The following is a 20,653-nucleotide window of genomic DNA, read 5'->3' on the forward strand; positions in this document are numbered from 1 at the left end:
GTCGCCGCACCTGCCGCGGGCGGCAGGCGGGCATGGCACGCGTTCTGCGCACGCCCCTGGTCGAGGCTGCACCTCAGCCCCCGCCGAGACGCTTGCGCAGGCGCGACCACAGGGAACTCTCCGCCGGCGACGGCGAGTCCGCGCCGGCTTCGGGCAACTCGACGGCCAGCGACGCCAGTGTGCCGGTAACCACGTTCAGCAGGCGCAGGCTTACGCCGGTCTCCTTGCGCACCCGGCTGGCGAACTCCACCGCCAGCATCGAGTGCCCGCCGAGGTCGAGGAAGTTGTCGTTGCGGCGAATCTCCTCCACGCCGATCAGTTCGCGCCAGAGGCCGGCGAGGTACAACTCGCGCGGGTCGCTCATCGTCTCGGCCACGGTCACGGCCTCGGCCTGCTGGCTGGACCGCGACTGCGCCACGACGGCCGCGGCGACAGGTTCGGGCAGCTGCTTGCGATCGATCTTGCCGTTGGGCGTCTTCGGCAACTGCGCCAGGGTCTCGATGTGCTGCGGCAACATGTAGGCGGGCAGCTGCTGGCGCAGGTGCTCGCGCAGGTCGCGGGCACCCGCCTCGACGTCGCCGTCCATCACCACGTACAGCACCATGCGCAGGTCGTTGTCGCCGAAGCGGCGCACCACCACCACGGACTCGTGCACCGCGGGATGACTGTCGGCGGCAGACTCGATGTCGCCCGGCTCGATGCGGAACCCGCGCACCTTGATCTGATGGTCGACACGCCCGTGGAAATGCAGCACGCCATGGCGCCAGGCACCCAGGTCGCCGGTGCAATACATGCGTGCGGTGCCGCCGACGAAGGGATCGTCGACGAAGCGCTCGGCGGTCAGCTCCGGCTGGAACAGGTAGCCTGCAGCCACGCCGTCGCCACCGATCCAGATCTCGCCGATGACGCCCGGCGGCAGCGGCCGGCGTTGCGCGTCCAGTACGTAGATCCGCGTGTTGGCGATCGGCCTGCCCAGCGGCACCGTGTCGAGGTCCGGGCGGATGCGCGCCACGGTGGACCAGATCGTGGTCTCGGTAGGTCCGTACAGGTTCCAGAACTCGCGGCAGCGGCCCGCCATGTTGCGCGCCACCACCAGCGGCAGCGCTTCCCCGCCGACGAACAGGCGCAACTGGTGCACCGCGCGATCCTGTCCGGTGTCCTGCAGCAGACGCAGCACCGAAGGCGTCACCTGCAGCACATTGCAACCGCTGCGGCCGATCAGGTCCCACATCTGGTTTGGCTCGTGCTGTTCCTCGTCGGTGGTGATGACCATGCGCCCACCCACGATCAGCGGCAGGTACAGCTCCAGCCCGGCAATGTCGAACGACAGCGTGGTGGCCGCGCACAAGGTGTCGTCCTGGGTGAAGCCCGGCTCGCGCGCCATCGCCAGCAGGAAGTTGACCAGGTTGCGATGCAGGATCGCCACGCCCTTGGGCTTGCCGGTGGAGCCGGACGTGTACAGCACGTAGGCGGTGTCGTCACCGTGCACCTCGGGCAAGTTGCCCTCGCCCGCCGGCTGCGCCGCCAGCGCATCGACGTCGAGCAGTTCGCGACCCTCGGCGACCGCCGCCGGCAACAACGCCGCATCAGTGACCAACACATGCCGCAGCTGCGCATGGCCGGCCATGTAGTGCAGGCGATCCGGCGGGAAGCCGGGGTCCAGCGGCACGTAGGCGGCGCCGCTGCGCAACACGCCCAACACCGCCACCAGCATCGACAGGCTGCGCGGCACGCAGATGCCGACGCGATCGCCGCGGCCCAGGCCGTGACGGCCCAGCGCCATCGCGAGATTGCGGCTGGCCCGGTCGAGGCCGGCATAGTCCAGCTGCTCGCCCCTGCACTCGGCGGCGATGCGGCGTGGCGCGGCACGCATCTGCGGCTCGATCAGCGCGGGCAGGCCCAGCGTGCGGTCGTAGTCCATCGCGGTGGCGTTCCAGCCGGAGAGCACCTGCTGGCGCTCGACCGCGTCCATCAGCTCGAAGTCGCCCAGCGCACGCTGCGGCGAGGCCACCGCCTGCGCCAGGATCTGCCGCAGGTAATCGGTCCAGCGCGCCACGCTGGGGGCGTCGAAGATGTCGGTGTTGTAGGTCAGGCCGCCGGAGAGCCCCTGCGCGTGCTCGATGAACCACAGGCCGACGTCGTCGGCCGCGCCGTGCTGGAACACCGGGATGTTCCGGTGTTCGAGGTCGCCCCAGCGGCCCGGGCGCAGGCGCACGTCCTGGAACGAGAACATGGCCTGGCTCAGCGGCGGGCGGCTGTCGTCGCGACGCAGGTTGAGGTCGATCACCAGTTGCTCGAACGGCACGTCGGCACAGGCAAACGCATCCAGCACCACGCCACGCACCGCCTGCAGCGCGTCCAGGAACGAGGCGCCGTCTTCCAGCTGCACGCGCAGCGGCAGCGCGTTGACGAAGAAGCCCATCACCCGCTCCAGCTCGGGCGTGTCGCGACCGCGCACGGGTGTGTTCACGATCACCTCGCCCTGCCCGCTGAGCCGATGCAGCAGCACGCACCAGGCGGTCAGCAACACCATGAACAGCGTGCCCTGGCCCTGCTGGCCGAGCTGGCGCATGTCGGCGGCCTGCTTTGCCGGCAGGTGGATCCATTCGGTGGCGCCGGCACCGCTCATCCGCGGCGGACGCGGACGGTCGAGCGGCAACTCCAGCGGCTCCAGCGCGCCGGCCAGACGCTTGCGCCAGTGCGCCAGCTGGCGTTTCAGTTCGTCGCCGCGCATCCACTGCGCATGCCATGCGGCGAAATCGGCGTACTCGACCACCAGCGGCGGCAACGCGGGTTCCCTGTCCGCGGCACGCGCGGCATACAGCGCCGACATCTCCTCGTACAGCAGGTCGAACGACCAGCCATCCCAGATCACGTGATGCGGCATGAAGAAGAACACGTGCTCCTGCGCATCGAGCCGGAACAATCGCACCCGGAACAGCGGCGGCGTGCCGAGATCGAACGGCTCGGCAATCAGTTCCTCCAGGCGCCGGGCCAGCACGGCCTCGCGCTCGACCGCGGCCACGCCGCACAGATCCTCCAGCGGCAACGCGACGTCGAGCTCGGCGTGGATGCGCTGCACCGCAGTCTTGTCGTCGAGCTCGATCGTGGTGCGCAAGGTCGGCTGACGCCGCACCATGTCGCGCAAGGCCTGTCCGAAGGCGGCCACGTTCATCGGCCCGCGCAGGCGATGCGCGGACGGCGCGTGGTAGACCACCTGACCGGGGTTGAGCTGCTCCAGGTACCAGACGCGCTGCTGCATCAGCGAGAGTGGCGCGCTGCCGCGATCGGCGAGCCGCGGGATCGCCGGCGGCGCCGGGCGCGCTTGCGCCGGATCGGCGTCCAGCGCGCGGATCGCCGCCGCCATCGCGGCCACGCTGGGGGCGTCGAACGCGGCGCGCAAGGACAGGCTCAATCCAAGTTCGCGATTGAGTCGGGCGATCCAGCGCGAGGCCAGCAGCGAATGGCCGCCCAGATCGAAGAAGTTGTCGTCCACGCCCGGGGCCTCGACGCCCAGCGTCGCGGCCATCGCCGCGGCCACGTGCTGTTCGAGTTCGTCGCGCGGCGCCTGCTGTGCGCGCGTGCCGCTGCCGGTGGCCGCATCGGGTGCGGGCAGCCGCGCGCGATCGACCTTGCCGTTGGGCGACAGCGGGATCGCCGGCAACATCACGTAATGCGACGGCACCATGTATTCGGGCAGGTTCGCGCGCAGGTGCGCGGACAGCGCCGCCGGATCGGGGCTGGCGCCGGCCGCCGCGGCGATGTAGGCGACCAGGCGCATGTCACCGGGGCGATCCTCGCGCGCGAGCACCACCGTCTGCGCCACCGTCGGGTGCGTGGCGAGGCGGTGTTCGATCTCGCCCAGCTCGATGCGGAAGCCGCGCAGCTTCACCTGGAAATCGTTGCGGCCGAGGTACTCGATGTTGCCGTCCGCGCGCCAGCGACCGAGGTCGCCGGTCTTGTATATGCGCGCGTCGGCGTCATGGGCGAACGGATCGGGCAGGAAGCGCTCGGCGGTCAGCGCCTCGCGGTTGAGGTAGCCGCGGCCGACCTGCACGCCACCGATGAAGATCTCGCCGGCCACGCCCACCGGCACCGGCTGGCCGTAGCCATCGAGGATGTAGATGCGCGTGTTGGCCACCGGGCGGCCGATCGGAATGCTTGACGCGCCATCACCGGCCACGCACGCCCACGCGGTGACATCCACCGCCGCCTCGGTCGGGCCGTACAGGTTGTGCAGGCCGACGTCGGGCAACTGGCGGAAGAAGGCCGCGGCCAGTGCGGCCGGCAGCGCCTCGCCGCTGCAGATCACCTGCTTGAGGCTGGCGCACGCCGCGGTATCACCGTGGTCGAGGAAGGCGTGCAGCATCGAGGGCACGAAGTGGATGGTGCTGACCTGCTCGCGCCGGATGGTGTCGGCGAGGTAGGCCGGATCGCGATGGCCACCGGCACGCGCCATCACCAGCCGCGCGCCGCTCATCAGCGGCAGGAAGAACTCCCACACCGAGACATCGAAACTGCACGGTGTCTTCTGCAGCACCACGTCGTGCGCATCGATGGCGAACATCGCTTGCATCCAGCGCAGGCGATTGACCACGCCGCGATGCTCGTTCATCGCCCCCTTGGGCAGGCCGGTGGAGCCGGAGGTGTAGATCACGTAGGCGAGGTGGCGGTCGTGCAGGCCGGCCGCCGCCGCGGTCGGGTTGGACGTCTCGCACGCGGCCCATGCCGGCACAGCCTCATCCAGCACCAGCCGCGGCACGGTGGGTGCCAGCGGAGCCAGCCGCGACACCAGTGCCTGCTGGGTCAGCAGCACCGCCGGCGCGCAGTCCTCCAGCATCCAGGCCAGGCGTTCGGCGGGATACTCCGGGTCGAGTGGCACGTACGCCGCGCCGGCTTTCAATATGGCCAGCAGGCCGACCACCAGCTCCAGCGAACGCTCGGCGCAGATCGCCACGCGCTGGTCGGGGCGCACGCCGGACGCGCGCAGATGGTGGGCGAGCCGATTGGCCTGCTCGTTCAACTGGCCGTAACTCAGCGTTGCGCCTTCATGCCTGACGGCGACAGCCTGCGGCGTGCACGCGACCTGCGCCTCGATCAACTCGTGGATGCACTGCCCGGCCGGATAGTCGACGTGGGTGGCGTTGAATTTCTCCAGCACCTTGCGCTGCTCGATGTCGGCCAGCAGCGGCAGCCGGCCGAACACCGTGTCGTCCTCGTCGCCGGCCATCGCCTGCAGCAGGGTCTGGTAGTGCCCCAGCCACTGACGGATGGTGGCGCCGTCGAACAGCTCGCGGTTGTACTGGCATTCCAGGCGCAGCTCGCCGTGGCTCTGCACCGCGTTGATCGCCAGCTCGAAGTTCTCGTGGCGGCGCGGGTTGCTGGCGAACTCCAGCTGCAGGCCGGGGAACGCCGAATCCTCGTGGTCCAGCGCCTGGTCGATGTTGAACATCACGCTGACCAGCGGCAGCCGCGACGGGTCACGCCCGATGCGCAGCTTGCGCAACAAGGTACCGAAGGTCAGGCGCTGGTGTTCCAGCGCGTCCAGCAAGGTGGTTTGCGCCTGCTCGATGGCCAGCGCGGCGGGCTGGTCCAAGTCCGGCTCGAACAGCAGCGGCAAGGTGTTGACGCAATGACCGACCAGGGCATCGTGGCCGTCGATCGCCTGCCCGGCCGTGGGGATGCCGATCACCACCCGCGGCTGGTGCGCCAGCCGGATCAGCAAGGCAGCGAAACCGCCGAGCAGGGTAGCGAACAGGCTCGCACCGCGACGCGCGCCGAAGCGGCGGACCGCGGCGACCAGTTCCGCATCCAGCGTCCAGTCCTCGCGGGCGGAGGCGAAGCCGCGGCGGGCCGGGCGCGGGCGATCGGTGGGCAGGTCGAGTACCGGAATCTCGCCTGCGTAGCGCGACAACCAGTACTGCTCGTCCTGTGCGTACGCGGCATCCGGTTGACGGGCCTGGGCCAGCGCATAGTCGGCAAACGCTTCGGCCGGCGGCAGCGCTTCCACCGCGTGGCCGAGCCGCTGCGCATACAGCGTGCCGAGCTCGCGCACCAGCACCCACCACGACCAGCCGTCGCAGACGATGTGATGGGCAGTCAGGATGAGCACATGCTCGTCGTGCGCCAGGCGCAGCAACTCGCCGCGCAGCAGGTGATCGCGACCCAGCGCGAACGGCGTTTCCACCGCCGCGGCGCGGCGCTCCTCCAGCGCCTGCTCGCGCCGCACCGGATCGGCAGCGGACAGATCCAGCAGCGGCAGCTCGAAGCTCACCTGCTCGCGCACGCACAGGGCTTCGCCATCCGGGCCGAAGCTGGCGCGCAACGCATCGTGCCGATCCAGCAGCGATTGCAGCGCGGCATGCAGTGCGACCGCATCGAGCACGCCGCGCAAGTGCAACGAGACCGATTCGTTGTAGGCCAGCGAGGCCTCGGCGCCGAGCTGGTCGGCCAGCCAGATTTCGCGTTGCGGCTCGGTGCTGGGCACCACGCGCGACAGCGTGCCGTCGGCGAAGGGGTCGTAGTCGACGGCGAGTGCCGCATCCCTGGCTGGAGTTCCGATACTCATGATGATCAACTGACCTTGGTGTAGCCGCCCGGTTGCCCGGGAACCTGCACGAACCATGCCGGACGGCCGTCCGGTTCGCGGCCGATGCGCGCGCCAGGCAACGGCGGCTGGCGCGCGTCCATCACGTTGCGGGCGGTGGCGGTGCGCCGCGGCAGGAAGTCGGCCTCCTGCAACTCGATCACCGAATCCTTCCAGGCCTGCGTGATCTGCTGGAAGTCCGCCTCGCTGTGCGCCGAGGTGAAGAAGCAGGGGAAGTTGTCCAGGATGTGCACGCCGCGGCTGCGCATCATCGCGAACAGCAGATCCTGCAGCGGGTGTTCCTCCAGGAACTGGGTCTTCCAGAACGACGCGAAGTGCTTGACCGCGATCGGCGCGCCCACTTCGTCGCAGAACGCATTGAGCTCGGCCGCCATCGCGCTGGTGCGCGCGTTGAGCCGTTCCTGCAGGCCGCTGCCCTGCTCCTTCATGTGCTGCAGCACCGCTTGCGCCGCCGCCAGCGCCAGCGGATGGCGCACGAAGGTGCCGGCGAAATAGGTGACGCCCACGGTCGGCACCGAGTCGTCGCCGAACTGCCAGCTGCCGCCGTCGAGCGCATCCATGAACTCGCGCTTGCCGGCGATCACGCCGATCGGATAACCGCCGCCGACCACCTTGCCGTAGGTGGCGAGGTCCGCCTGGATGCCGAACAGCGCCTGGGTGCCGCCGGGATGGGCGCGGAAGCCGGTGACGATCTCGTCGAAGATGCACAGCGTGCCGGACGCGGCGGTGATCTTGCGCACCTCGCGCAGGAAGTCGACCGGCTGGAAGTCGGGTCGCCGGCTCTGCACCGGCTCGATCAGCACGGCGGCCAGTTCGTTCGCACGCGAGCGGATGATCTCCAGCGACTCGGGCGTGCCGTAGTCCAGCACGATCACGTTCTCCGCCGTGTTGCGCATGATCCCCGGCGCCGCCGGTACCGCGCGCAGCTTCTTGGTGCCGCGCACGATCACCTCGTCGATGATGCCGTGGTAGGAGCCGCTGAACAGCACCACGGTGCTGCGCCCGGTGACCGTGCGCGCCACCCGCAGCGCACCCAGCACGGCTTCCGAACCGGTGTTGCACAGGGCGGCGCGGTCGTGTCCGGTGACTTCGCACACCAGCCGCGCCACTTCGCCGGCGAGCGGATGCTGCGGGCCGATCTCGTAGCCGAGATCGAGCTGGCGGCGGATCGCCTCCAGCACGAAATCCGGCTGCCAGCCGAACAGGCTCATGCCGAAGCCGTTCAGCGCATCCACGTATTCGTTGCCGTCCAGGTCCCACAGGCGAGAACCCTTGGAACGCTCGACCACCAGCGGGTAGACGATCTCCTTGGTCAACGGGCGGAACCCGTTCACCACGCGCGGATCGGCCATGTGCGGGCGCTGCGCCTCGGTGTACTGCTTGGACTTGCGCGAGCGCGCCACGTAGCGCTCGATGAAACGGTCCAGTCGCTCGCGCTGGTGGCTGGACAGTTCCAGCTGGCCGTTGTCGATGCGTGCGATCGCGCCGAACGCCTTCTTGACGTCGTAGCGCGTGTGCGCCAGCGCCGCCTCCTCGTCGCGATCCGCGCTGGTCGATACGGGTGCCGCTGGCGGCGGCATTGCCACGCTGGCCGGCGGTGCCGCTTGCGGTGCGGGCGCGACGGGTGCGGCGGCGCTCGCCGTTCCCCCGAGCAAGGCCAGCTGCTGCGCCATCAGTTGCATCTGCTGGTCGATCACGTGACGCACGTAGTCGTTGCCGCCCGCTCCCGCCGTCGGCAGCGCCGGCACGGCAAGCGTTGGCGCGGCGAGCGTCGGCGCAGCCACGGGGGCGGCGACCGGCGCGGCGACTGGCGCCGCCGGCGCGTCCGGTGGCATCTGCTCGTCCAGCAACGCCGCCAGCCGGTCCAGGCTGGCGTGGTCGACCATCAACTGGCGGAACGTCACCTTGACCGGGAACACCCGCGACAGGTGCAGCGCGACCTGGGTCAGCATCAGGCTGTCCAGCCCGAGCTCGATGAAGTTGCTGGTGCTGTCGGCATCGTCCAGCTCGATCCCGGTGATGTCCTCGAACACCGCCTTGAGCTGGTTCACCAGCCGGGGGCGGCGATCGACGGGCGTGGCGACTTGCGGCATGGGGGCTTCCTCGGCCGCAGGCGCGGCGGCGACGGGTATCGGCATGACGAACGACGGCGCCGGCGACGCGGCCGGTGCGGCATCCAGCCAGCAACGCTGGCGTTCGAACGGATAGGTGGGCAGGCGCACACGGCGACGGCGCGCGCGATGGTCGAGTCGAGTCGGATCCAGCGCCACGCCGCGGCACCACAGCTGGCCCGCGGCCTGCAGCAAGGCGGCGCGCTCCGCATCCGCCGCATCGGCCAGGCTGGGCACGGCGACGATGCGCTCGCGTGCGGCACCCAGTTGCTGGCGGGCGAGCGTGGTCAGCGTGTGGCGCGGGCCCACTTCCAGCAGCACGCGCGAAGGTGCGTCGAGCACCCGCGCCAGCGCGCTGGAGAAGCGCACCGGCACGCGCAGATGCTGCGTCCAGTAATCGATCGAGCCGGCCCGCGTGGCGTCGAGCCAGTCGCCCAGCGCGGTCGACACCAGCGGCAACTGCGGACGACCCAGCTCGACGGCGGCGAGCGCCTCGCGGAACGGCGCCAGCACCGGCTCCATCATCGCCGAATGGAAGGCGTGCGAGGTCTGCAGCAGGCGCGCGGCGATGCAGTCGGCTTCGAGCACCGCGCGGAAGTTCTCGATCGCGCCGGCCGGGCCGGCCACCACGCAGGCGCCCGGCGCGTTCTCCGCCGCCAGCGCCAGCTCGACCGGCAGCCGCACCTGCAGCGCATCCAGCGGCAGGCGCACCGACAGCATCGCGCCAGCCGGCTGCGCCTGCATCAGCGCGCCGCGCCGCGCGACCAGCGCGATCGCGTCGCGCAGACTGAACACGCCGGCCAGCGTGGCCGCCACGAACTCGCCCACGCTGTGGCCGATCATCGCCGCCGGCCTGAGGCCCAGGCTCATCCACCACTGCGCTAGCGCGTACTCGATGGCGAACGTCGCCGGCTGCATCACTGCCGTGGGCAGCAGCGCCGCCGGGTCATCGGCGAATACGCGCGCGGCCAGATCGAAACCGCCCTTCTCGCGCAAGGCCTCGGCGCAGGCATCGAACGCGTCGCGGAACACCGGCTCGCTGGCATGCAGCGCGCGCCCCATGCCGGCGTACTGGGCACCCTGGCCAGGGAACAGGAACACCACGTCGCTCGCCTGCGCCGGCGCGCTGCGGGCCGCTGCCGCGGCGGTTTCCGCGCCGGCCAGCTGCGCGCCGGCGCTGAGGGCGTCATCGGCGACCACGGCCAGCCGATGGGCGAAGGCCTTGCGCCCGACCGTCAGCGTCCACGCCGCGTCGGCAAGCTCGAGGTCGGGCGCCGCAGTCAAGTGTGCGCCGAGCCGGGTGGCTGCCGCGCCCAGCGCGGTGGCCGTGCGCGCCGACAGCAACAGCAACTGCGGCCCGGCGATCGGCTCGCCCGGCGCCGGCGCCGGCGCTTCTTCCAGCACCACGTGCGCGTTGGTGCCGCCCACGCCGAACGAGCTCACGCCCGCGCGGCGCGGCACGCCGGGGGCGCTGGTCCAGTCGTGCAGGCGATCGTTGACCACGAACGGCGAGCGGGCGAAGTCGATCGCCGGATTGGCCGCAGCGTAATGCAGGCTCGGCGGAATCCGCCGCTCGGCCAGCGCCAGCGCGGTCTTGATCACCCCGGTCGCGCCGGCGGCGATCACCAGGTGGCCGACGTTGCTCTTGACCGAGCCGAGGCGGCAGAAACCGGTATCTGGCGTGTCGCGGCGGAACGCCTTGACCAGGCCCTCGACCTCGATCGGATCGCCGATCGGCGTGGCCGTGCCGTGCGCCTCCACGTAGGAGATGCTGCGCGCGTCGACGCCGGCGTTGCGCTGGGCCATCGCGACCACCGCGGCCTGGCCCTCGCTGCTGGGCGCCATGAAGCTGGCCTTGGTGCCGCCGTCGTTGTTGATCGCACCGCCACGGATCACCGCGATGATCGGGTTGCCATCGGCCTGCGCGTCGGCCAGCCGCTTCAGCAGCACCACCGCCGCGCCATCGCTGAACACCGTGCCGCGTGCCTCGGCGTCGAAGCTGCGCGTGTGGCCGTCCGGCGACAGCATGGCGCCGTCCTGGAACAGATAGCCGCTGCGCGGCGGGCAGGTGATCGAGGCGCCGCCGGCCAGCGCCATCTCGCACTGGCCGTTGCGCAGGCTCTCCATTGCCTGGCAGATCGCCACCAGCGAGGTGGAACAGGCGGTATGCACACTCACCGTCGGGCCGGTGAGATCGAGCTTGTGCGCGACCCGCGGCGCGATGAAATCCTTCTCGTTGTCCAGCATGACCTGGAACGCCCCGAGCTTTTCGACCTGGTCGGGATGCGCGCTGACGTGATGCTGGAAATAGGTCGCGTTGTACATGCCGGCGAACACGCCGACCGGACCGTCCTGTGCGCCGGGCGCATGGCCGGCGCGTTCCAGGCACTCCCAGCACAACTCCAGGAACAGCCGCTGCTGCGGATCCATCAACTCCGCCTCGCGCGGGCTGATGCCGAAGAACGCGGCGTCGAACAGCTCCACGCCGTCGATCACGCCGCGTGCGGGGACGTAGGCCGGGTCGTCGCGCAGGCTGGCCGGAATCGACGGGTCGAGCTCGCCCGGCGCGAAACGGGTGATCGACTCGCGCCCTTCGCACAGGTTCTGCCAGAAGCTCTCGATGTCCGCGGCCCCGGGGAAGCGGCCGCTCATGCCGATGATCGCGATCGGTTCGGCGCCGGCGTGCGCGCCGGCGGAACGGGGGCGGGCCAGCCGCGCCGGTTCGATGCCGTCGGCGCCGGCGTGATCGCGGTGACGGGCCAGCGCCAGCGGCGTGGGATCGCGGAAGAAGGTCAGCACGTCCAGCGTGGCATCGCCGTCGCGACGCAAGCGATCGACCAACCGCACCGCCAGCAGCGAGCTGCCGCCCAGCTCGAAGAAATTGTCGCGGCGGCCCACCTTGTCCAGCGCGAGGCTGGCGGCAAACGCCGCGCACAGGCGTGTCTCCGCCTCGCCCACCGGAGTCTCGTAGGCCGCGGCCAGCTCCGGCCGCGCGCTGCCCGGTGCCGGCAACGCGGCGCGGTCGAGCTTGCCGTTGGCGGTGACCGGCAGCGCGTCCAGCACCACCCAGGCGGCCGGCAGCATGAACTCCGGCAGTTCGGCGGCCAGGCCGCGGCGCAACGCCGGCAGGTCGGGACGGGCGGCGGCGGGCGCCACATAGGCCACCAGGCGCTTGCCCAGCGGCGGGTCGTCGCGCAACACGACGGCGCAAGCGCGTACGCCGGGCTGGCGCAGCAGCGCCGCCTCGATCTCGCCGGTCTCGATGCGGTAGCCGCGGATCTTGACCTGGCCGTCGCGGCGCCCGACGAACTCCAGCACGCCATCATGGCGCCAGCGCACCAGGTCGCCGGTGCGATACAGCCGATCGTCGGCGCCGCCGAACGGATCGGCCACGAAACGCTCGGCGGTCAGCTGCTCGCGCCCGAGATAGCCGCGCGCCACGCCGGCGCCGCCGACGTACAACTCGCCGACCACACCCGTCGGCAGCAGCTCACCGGCGGCGCCCATCACGTACACGCGGGTGTCGGCGATCGGCCGACCGATCGGCACCGAGCGCGCGTCGGCAGGCAGGTCGCGCGGGATCGGCCAGGTGCAGGTGAACGTGGTGCACTCGGTCGGGCCGTAGCCGTTGATGATCTCCACGCCGGGCAACGCGGCCAGCGCGCGACGCACGTGGTCGACCGACAGCGCCTCGCCGCCGATCAGCAACTGGCGCAGCCCGTCGAGCCGACGCGGCTCCTCGTCGACCACCGCATTGAACAGCGACGAGGTCAGCCACGCCGTGCTGACGCCTTCGCCGGCGATGGTTGCGGCCAGGCCGGCGGCGGTGGGGATCGTTTCGGGATGGACTACCACGCGGCCGCCGTTCAACAGCGCGCCCCAGATTTCCAGGGTCGACGCATCGAAACCGAGCGGCGCGGCGTGCAGCATGCGCGTGTCCGAATCCAGCCGCACGTAGTCGACGCCGCATACCAGTCGGATGATCGAACGATGGGCGATCGCCACGCCCTTGGGCGTGCCGGTGGAGCCGGAGGTGTACATCACGTAGGCGAGCGCATTGCCGTCGACCGCAGGCAGCGGCGCGTCGTGCGGCGCGGGTGCGGACTCGACGGCATCCAGCGCCACGCACGCCACGCCCTCGGGCAACGACGGTGACGACGACGTCGACGCCACCAGCACCATCCGCGCGCCCGCATCGGCCAGCGCGAACGCCAACCGCTCCGGCGGGTAGTTGCGGTCGAGCGGCAGATAGGCCGCGCCGGCCTTGAGCACGCCGAGGATCGCCACCAGCGCCGCCGCCGAGCGCTCCAGCGCGACGCCGACGATGTCGCCGGGCACGACGCCGACATCGCGCAGATGCCGGGCCAAGGCGCTGGACCGCTCATCGAGCCGGGCATAGCTCAGGGCGCGTCCGTCCTCGACCACCGCCGGTGCGTCGGCATGTGCGGCGGCGGTGCGGGAGAACAAGGCGGACACGCTGTCGCCGCGGTTGCGCGGCACCGTGGTGTCATTCCACTGCACCAGCAAGCGCTGGCGTTCGGCCGGGACAAGCAGATCCAGTTCGGCGAGGCTGGCCTCGCCTTCGTCGAGCAGGCCCGCCCATGCGCGCTGCACGCCACCGGCCAGCAGCTCCACGCTGGCCGCGGTCAGCGGACTGCGCCAGCGCAGTTCGAGGGCAGCGGTATCGCGATCGATGCGCCAGGTGGAGAGCGCGGCGGCGTCGCCCGGTACCGCCGTGTCGTGCAGCACCATCCACGCGACCGTGGCCGGAGCCACCGACTCGCCCGGCGCGGACAGCACGCCTTCCAGCCACGCCTTGCGCTGCGCGCCGCGAGGCACCGGCACGGTCAGCTGCCGGATGCGTCCGGCCTGGTGCAGTGTCGCCACGGCGGACTCGGCGCCGGTCAGTCGCGCCTCGACCAGGGCCAACGCGGCCAACAGGGTCAGCGCAGTGCGCGCGGGATCGACCGCGTCCATCGCCGCCACGCGCGCAACCAATGCTTCGTCGAGCGGTACGCGGCGGCTTTGCCAGGCTTCGTCGCCGACAGGCGCGATGCCCGGCAGCACGTCCAGCAACGACACGCCGTCGTCAATTGCCACTGGATTGGATGCCGCGCCCACCGCCCCCTCCTGGTCGGGGCGGCGATGACCGCCACGACACTCGCCGATCTCCTTCGGGCAGGATGCGCATCGTTCGCGAGGCATCGCGGATCGACCGGCATCTGCCCAGCGGAACTGCCTGGAGGCGCCCGCTTGTCGCGTCGTCACCAAACCAGCCCCTGGACGACAAGATTAGCGCAAAATCGTGCAGAACTGTGCAACAGAACACGCCATTCTAGATGCCTGTGTGCTATGCAGCAAAGCTAGGGCGCAGCGGCGGACTGGAACGCAAACAGCCACAGGATCGCCCGCTGGCGCGGGCTGCCACTCCAGCTCACCCGATAGGTGCCGGCACGGTCGACCTGACGGTAGGCCACCGCGCACTGCACGCCGCTGATCGGCGGCAACTGCAGATAGCTGTCGATCACCGTGAAACCGTTGTCCGGCACCGCGCTCATCTGGCGCACGTTGCCGTCACCCCACCACACCGCGATCAAGGTGGCCGGCCCGGTCGTGGCGACCTCGCCGCTGGTCACGCTGAAGCGGTCGTCCGGTTCGGAGAGCATGCCTTCCAGCGTGCGCTTGAGCTTGCCCGCGATGCGCTGGGTCAAGGTCGGCGCGGGGTAATTCTGGGCGAAATCCTGCAGCACGGCGGCGTGGCGGATCTCCACGAAGGGAATGGTGATCTCGCGGTCGGGCTCGCCCGGCTTGTCGATGCTGACCGTGTGGTGCGGACCGCCGGGGCCGGCCAGCGACACGTAGGCCTTCACGTCGAAGCGGCCCTGGTAGCCGTCGTAGACGGCGGTGGGGCCGACCTGGGTCCAGTGCCGCCCATAGCTGTCGGTCGGCGGCACCGCGTTACTGGCAAAGCCGCCATTGAGCACCAGCAACGCACTGCCCGTGGGTGCCGTGTCGAGCGGCACGGTCACGGCAGGACGGCGGCCGCGGTGATCGGCCTGCGCCAGCAGGGTGTGGACGCCGAGCGCCGGCGGCGCGGGCACCGGAGGAACCGGCCCGTCGACGCCTGCCGCGGTCAGCGGAATGCAGGCCAGCATGAGCACCCGCCAGGCCCGGCGACCGCCACGCGACCGCCCGGACATCACGAATCGCCGACTTTGGCGTACGGCGCGGCATCCGAATCGACGGACGCGCCGGCCAGTCGCCGCGCCAGCCGCTTGGCGCCGGTGTAGAGGCCGCCGGCCGCCAGCGTGGCGGCGTCGAACAGCGGGAAGCGACCCACCACTGGCGGCACCCAACCCCGACCGCGCAGCATGTCGTGGGTGCGATGCAGCAGGGCGTCGCGCCGCGTCGACCGCGTGTAGTAGGTGAAGCTCATGGTGATCGACGGGCCATCCCCGTTCTCGACCATGTGCGGGCTGGTCGAGGGCATGTACGCGCCCATCCCGGGTTCCAGCTCGAACACCTGCGCGCGCTCGCGATACTCCTCGCGCCACTGCAGCAGCTCGCGCGAATGGGTGCGGTGAAAACGGTCGCGCGCATGCTCGCTGACCACCTGCGTGTCGCGATGGTCCCAGACGTAGATGCGCTTGCGGCCCTGTACCTGCAGGATGAAATTGTGTTCCTTGTCCATGTGGAACGGCGTCACCGCCCTCGGCGAGGTGAGGAAGATCCAGCCGGCGCGATAGCACATGCCCGGGTCGACCACCTCCACCTGCGGCCGGATCGAATCGAGCACCTCGTCGACGACGGCGCGGTACTGCGGGTCGGACTGCACGTTGAGCAGCGAAGTCCATGCCGCGGCATGCTCGATATCGCTCAGCGTCGCCTCGACACCCTTGGCGTTGGGGTGCAGGCGGGGGGCCTCGTTGAACGACGTGCCCGCCGTGGCGTCGCCGCTGTGCGAGCGCACGCGGCCACGCGCCTCCAGCCGCTTGCCCAGCTCGACCAGGGCCGGCAACTGCAACGCGGGGTGCGCCGCCAGATGATGCCGCACACCCTGTATCCGCCAGGGATCGAACTGATCCCAGGCGACTTCCAGCCACTTGGACGATGGACCCGACATGCCCCCTCCCGCGATCCGCAAGCTGCGCCGCGGGATCGAAGCGGCAGTGTGCCCCGCACCCCGACGCCCCGCAAGCTCAGTCGCGGCGGAAGCAGAAGCCGTGGTAGCGGTCGACCGAGCAGGCGGGTTCGAACGGAATGCGCATGTGACGCTCGGTCGTCGACCAGTGATCGACCACACGATAGCCGGCTGCCGCAAACTCTTCGATGAAGGCATCCAGCGCGGACACCCGATATGGGCAGTTGGCAATGCCGACCCGGCGTCGGGTGACGCGCTGGAGGGTCACGAAGCTGCGCTCGGGGTGCAGCGGCGTCACGTTGACCAGCACGTGGCGCGGCGGCTCGCGCAACGGCCGCAGCAGCTCCGGCAGCGAATAATCGAGGTACTGCAGCACGCCACTGCAGAGCAGCACGTCGCAGCCGTTGGCGTCCTGCGGCGAATCGGTGAAGCCGAGCTTGCCGGCGCCGTCCTCTCGCTCGGCCAGCGCGCGTCCGGCCGCGACCACGGCGGGGACATCGTGCACCAGCCAGCGCAGGTCATCGGGATACGGCAGGTGGTGGCGGAAACCGAAATAGCTGGTGCCCACATTGCCGCCCAGGTCGAACAGTTTCCGCGCATCGGCGGCAAACAGCTGCGAGAGCCAGAACAGCACCGGGTAATCCACGATCTGCACGCGCTCCAGCCGGTCGGCGTAGAGCTCGCCCGATTGCGGCTGGTCGTAGCTGGTCGGCAACGAAGCCGGCGCCCCGGCACGCGCCGCCTCGACACTGGCGAACACGCCACCGTAGGCATTGCCGGGCAACACGTCGCTGGCGAACAGGCGCCGGTAGAGCGGCCGCGCGAGCAGGCGCACGCCCGGCAATTCGGCCACGCCGAGCGCAACGCCACGCAGGCTTGCGGACAGTCCCCTGGACATCGTTGCTCCTCCCTCCGCCACCGGTGCGCCACGCTAGCACGAGCGCCCGCTGGCGCGCCCTGCCCTCCGCGCCGAACAGGTATAGTCCCGCAGAACGGCGGCATGAACGAGGGTGCGCGACGGGCGACCCGGCTCGCAGCATTGGGGAGAAGCACGACGTGGCGCGCGAGACCGATTTCCTGGACCTCTACAGGCTGCTTGACCTCGAACCGGGCTGTGGCCTGGGCGAGTTCAAGCATGCCTATCGACGCCGCGTGGCGGTCCTGCACCCCGATCGCCGCAGCGATGATCCGCACGGCGTGGCCGCGCAACGGCTGCAACAGCTCACCGCGATGTACGGCATGGCGATGGAGTTCCATCGCGCGCACGGCCGTTTGCCCGGCGCGGCAAGTGTGCGGCCGTCCCCATCACCGGCGGGCGAGGCCGGGCCGGCAGCGGTGGCGCCGCGGGTACGCACGAGCCGGCGGCGCTCCCGCCGCTGGTTGTTGCTGCCGGCCGCCGCCATCGCGGTGTGGCTGCTGTGGCCGGGCGAACCGCCCTCGCCGCCCGCTGCCCCGCCCGCCGAAATCGTGCATCACGCCGCGCCGACGCCGTTGGCGGAGCGGCCGGCGGCACAGCCGGCGTGGGGTTTGGGCATGGATGCCGCCAGCGTGCGCAGCATCGAAGGCGAACCCACCCTGATGCCCAGCGACCAGCGATGGGAGTATGGCCCGTCGTGGGTGCGCTTTGAAGACGGCAAGGTGGTCGACTGGTACAGCTCGCCGCTGTACCCGCTGCATGTCACCGCGCACGGCGGCGCGCCGCGGGGCCAGTGAGCGCGCGATGCGCCGGACCGCCCCTGATCGACGGCGATCACGGCACGGAGGGGCGTCAGCCGCGACCGGTACTAACGCCGGTCGCGGCCCGACTCAACCGCCGGGTTTGTACGGCGCCGGAAAACCGGGGACCGGCAGCGAGCTGATCGGCACCGGGACGTAAACCGGCGTCGGCGGTGGCGGCGGGTTGCCTTGCACCGTGCCGTCGGTCGTCACGTAGAAGCTGAGCACGCCCTTGTCGCTGCTCATGGTGGTACCACCCACGCTGATGTTGACGTTGCGCAGGCCGGCATTGGCCGAGGTGGTCACCGTGTAGCCGGTGTCAGGCACCAGATCGGTGACCACGTGGTAGGCCGACAACGGCTGCACTCCGTAGACGATGCCACCACTGAGCGGGGTACCTGCGGCTCCGCTGCTGCTCACCACCACGCTGTTGCCGTCGCTGGCGAGCAGTTCCACGCCGACGATGCCACCCTGACTCACCGTCACCGGGCTGGCCGTGGCCACCTTGGCCGCGGTGCCGGACAGATCGAACACCGTCAGCCACTGCTGGCTGGTCTTGGTGTCGGCCGGGCGCACCTGCACCTGCCACGCCTTGACCGGGTTGTCGCCCGGATACATGCCCACTGTCGTCGTCTTGGTGCCGGCAGGCAGCACGGTGGTCATCGCTCCCATGTACTTGCCGCTGTAGGTGACGTCGAACCGGTTCTGCCCGGCCGGCGCGCTGCCGGCGGTCGGGTTGGCCGGGAAATGCCAGGCCATGTACTGATCATAAGTCGCGCTGCCTTCGGTCGTGCGATCGTAGACGACGAAGCGGTTCGGGCGCAGGTAGACGATTTGCCGCGACCACGCCGACACGGCCGGCCCGGCCGAGAAGCTGCGGTACATGTCCTCCAGGTGGGTGGCCAGCATGTAGACATAGCCGCCGCCTTCCTCGTAGGCCGACACCTTGGTGCGCACGTTGTCGTCTTCGGTGGTATAGGCGCCCTGGCCGAAACGCTGCGCCACGGAACTGCCGCTCATGCTGCGCACATAGAAGACGTTGTACAGCTGGCGGTTGCCCGAGTATGGCGTGCCGTCGAGATCGCCGTAGTTGTCGTTGAAGATCTTGGTTTCGTCGGCATTGCCGCCGGGCTCGTGCACCAGCCAGCCGCCGGCGTTCACCAGCAACGGCGAGCCCCCGCGCACCAGGGCAAGACTGCCCTGGTCGAAGAACTCGTGCCCGGCGGCGGGGTTGTTGGTGTAGGGGCCGGCGCGGAACGACATCCAGCTGGCCGCGGTGGTCCAATCCGAGCGCGCCGAGACGGCGTTCATGCCCGGCGCGAAATAGGACAGCGGCAAGGTGGTCAGCGCCGCCTTCGGCGCATTCGGATCGATCGCCAAGAACTGCAGCCAGGCCGGAGCCTCGCTGTAGCCGCCGGTGGCCTGATCGACCGCCGCGAGGTACTGGTTGAACACCGCGAGCTTGGGCGATTGCCAGTAGCTCAACGCACCGATGATCTGCTGGAACATGCCGACCGGGGTCGCGCCCGGCGGCGGTGAAGAGGGATCGCCGTTGGAGTGGTTGTCGTCGCGGTCGTCGAAGTAGACCAGCGACGGCCAGGTGAAATGCATCGAGTAGTCGGCACTGTCCAGCGGGAAGGTGTACGGCGCGCTGGCATGCAGCAGGTCCTGTCCGGTGGCGGTCTTCACCTCACGCGCGGGCAGGCTCATGTTGAGGATGCTCAGCGGCGCGTAGTTGCCGTAACCCTCCGGCCAGCCGCCACCGAGCATGTGCAGGCGATAGTACGGCTGCACCCGCGCGCCGAACTGGTTGCTCAGCCAGTCGGTCCACTGCGCCGGCGCGCTGGGATTCTCGTCATAGGTAGCCAGCGAGATCACCGCCTTGGCGTGAAAGTAACCGGCGTAGTAATTGCCGATGGGATTGCCTTCATAGGCAAACGCGGCACATCCGCCGGATTTTTCCCAAGCGGCGATCCACGCGTTCGCGGCGGTGTAGATCTGGGTGCGCTGGGACGCGGTCAGCAGGTCGTAGACCCAGTCGTAGCCCAGGCCGTAACCCACGCCGTAGAAGCGGATGCCGTAGCCGCTGTCGGTGCAGGGATCCCAGCCGTTGCTGCCCGGGTACGGCATCGACATCTTCATCAGGATGTCGACCGCCTTGGCGCCATAGGGCGCGGCGGCCGATGCATTGCTGGACTTCAGCACCTGGTAGCACATGCCCTCGGCCAGCAGCGCCGGCAGATACGATTCACCCTGGTAGCCCGAGCCAAGATTCGGCTTGTCGGGATACTGATTGCCGGTGGGATACTCCACCGTGCCGCCGATGTAGGAATCGCAGGTGGCTTTCAGCGCGGTCCACTGCGGCGTATTCGCCGCGGCGCGCTGGCGCAGCGCGGTCAGCGCGGAGGAGTCCAGGAGCAGCCGCGGATGCGCCGCCAGCGTCACGGCTTGCGGCTGCACCGGCACGGCGCTGAACGCGGCTGCCTGCGGCGCGCCCCGCACCGCCGAATCGCGGCCCGTCGGCGTGCCGGCCAGGCCGGCCGGCACGCCGACCGCATGCCCTGCAGCGGTGCTGTGTGAGGAGACACCGGCGGGCTCCAGCAGCGGCCGCGCACCGGCAACGCGGGTGATCAAGCGGGGCGTCGCTTCGGTCGTCGTCGCGCGTGGGAGCGCACGCGGCGCTTTCGCCGGCGGTGCCACCGCGGCGGCATCGACCCGGACCACGCGTCGGCGCGATGCCGCCGCGACGGTGGCGGGAACCTGGGCGTCAGCGGTATGTCGGAGCTTCTCCGCGGCAAGCGGCGAAGGCTTGGCGGGAGCCGCCGGCCGCCTGGCAGGCGCCGGCGCGGCGGCCGTCGGGCGGGAAGTCAGCGGTCGCGGTTCGTCATCACGGGCCAGCAACAGCGATACCGCAGTGAACAGCAGCATCAGCACCACACCGCCACCGAGCAGCGCGGTACGCCTGCGTTGCGGGCGCAGGGATGACGGGAGGGGCGCGTCACCGCCCCGGGGCGATGCTGCAGGCCTGCCGTTCGGCGCAATCTGATCGGTACGGGACATGGGGGGAATCCATAGGTA

At 70.3% G+C, this 20,653-nt stretch carries 7 protein-coding genes; 1 reads left to right on the forward strand and 6 read right to left on the reverse strand.

Annotation, left to right across the window (positions count from 1 at the left end; genetic code table 11):
- Positions 1 to 73: 73 nt before the first annotated feature.
- The 5 genes from B1991_RS11835 to B1991_RS11855 form a co-directional block, all read right to left on the reverse strand.
- The gene (locus B1991_RS11835) at positions 74 to 6,568 is read right to left on the reverse strand and encodes a non-ribosomal peptide synthetase (protein ID WP_168709633.1); all 6,495 of its coding nucleotides are present in this window, start codon (positions 6,566 to 6,568) and stop codon (positions 74 to 76) included.
- Between the two features lie 5 nt (positions 6,569 to 6,573).
- The gene (locus B1991_RS11840; RefSeq protein WP_246031152.1) at positions 6,574 to 13,818 is read right to left on the reverse strand and encodes a hybrid non-ribosomal peptide synthetase/type I polyketide synthase; all 7,245 of its coding nucleotides are present in this window, start codon (positions 13,816 to 13,818) and stop codon (positions 6,574 to 6,576) included.
- A 263-nt stretch (positions 13,819 to 14,081) separates the two neighbouring features.
- Positions 14,082 to 14,873, reverse strand: coding sequence for a hypothetical protein (locus B1991_RS11845; protein WP_136258892.1), 792 nt, complete (start codon positions 14,871 to 14,873; stop codon positions 14,082 to 14,084).
- Between the two features lie 44 nt (positions 14,874 to 14,917).
- Positions 14,918 to 15,841, reverse strand: coding sequence for a cupin-like domain-containing protein (locus B1991_RS11850; protein WP_136258893.1), 924 nt, complete (start codon positions 15,839 to 15,841; stop codon positions 14,918 to 14,920).
- Positions 15,842 to 15,917: 76 nt separating this feature from the next.
- Positions 15,918 to 16,757, reverse strand: coding sequence for a TIGR04325 family methyltransferase (locus B1991_RS11855; protein WP_136258894.1), 840 nt, complete (start codon positions 16,755 to 16,757; stop codon positions 15,918 to 15,920).
- Positions 16,758 to 16,915: 158 nt separating this feature from the next.
- On the opposite strand from B1991_RS11855, the gene B1991_RS11860 reads away from it, so the two are divergent.
- The gene (locus tag B1991_RS11860; RefSeq protein ID WP_136258895.1) at positions 16,916 to 17,572 is read left to right on the forward strand and encodes a J domain-containing protein; all 657 of its coding nucleotides are present in this window, start codon (positions 16,916 to 16,918) and stop codon (positions 17,570 to 17,572) included.
- A gap of 93 nt (positions 17,573 to 17,665) precedes the next feature.
- Here the strand turns inward: B1991_RS11860 and B1991_RS11865 are convergent, their stop codons facing one another.
- Positions 17,666 to 20,635, reverse strand: coding sequence for a hypothetical protein (locus B1991_RS11865; RefSeq protein WP_246031153.1), 2,970 nt, complete (start codon positions 20,633 to 20,635; stop codon positions 17,666 to 17,668).
- Between the last annotated feature and the right edge of the window lie 18 nt (positions 20,636 to 20,653).

The organism is Rhodanobacter lindaniclasticus (assembly GCF_004799035.1).
Taxonomy (GTDB): domain Bacteria; phylum Pseudomonadota; class Gammaproteobacteria; order Xanthomonadales; family Rhodanobacteraceae; genus Rhodanobacter; species Rhodanobacter lindaniclasticus.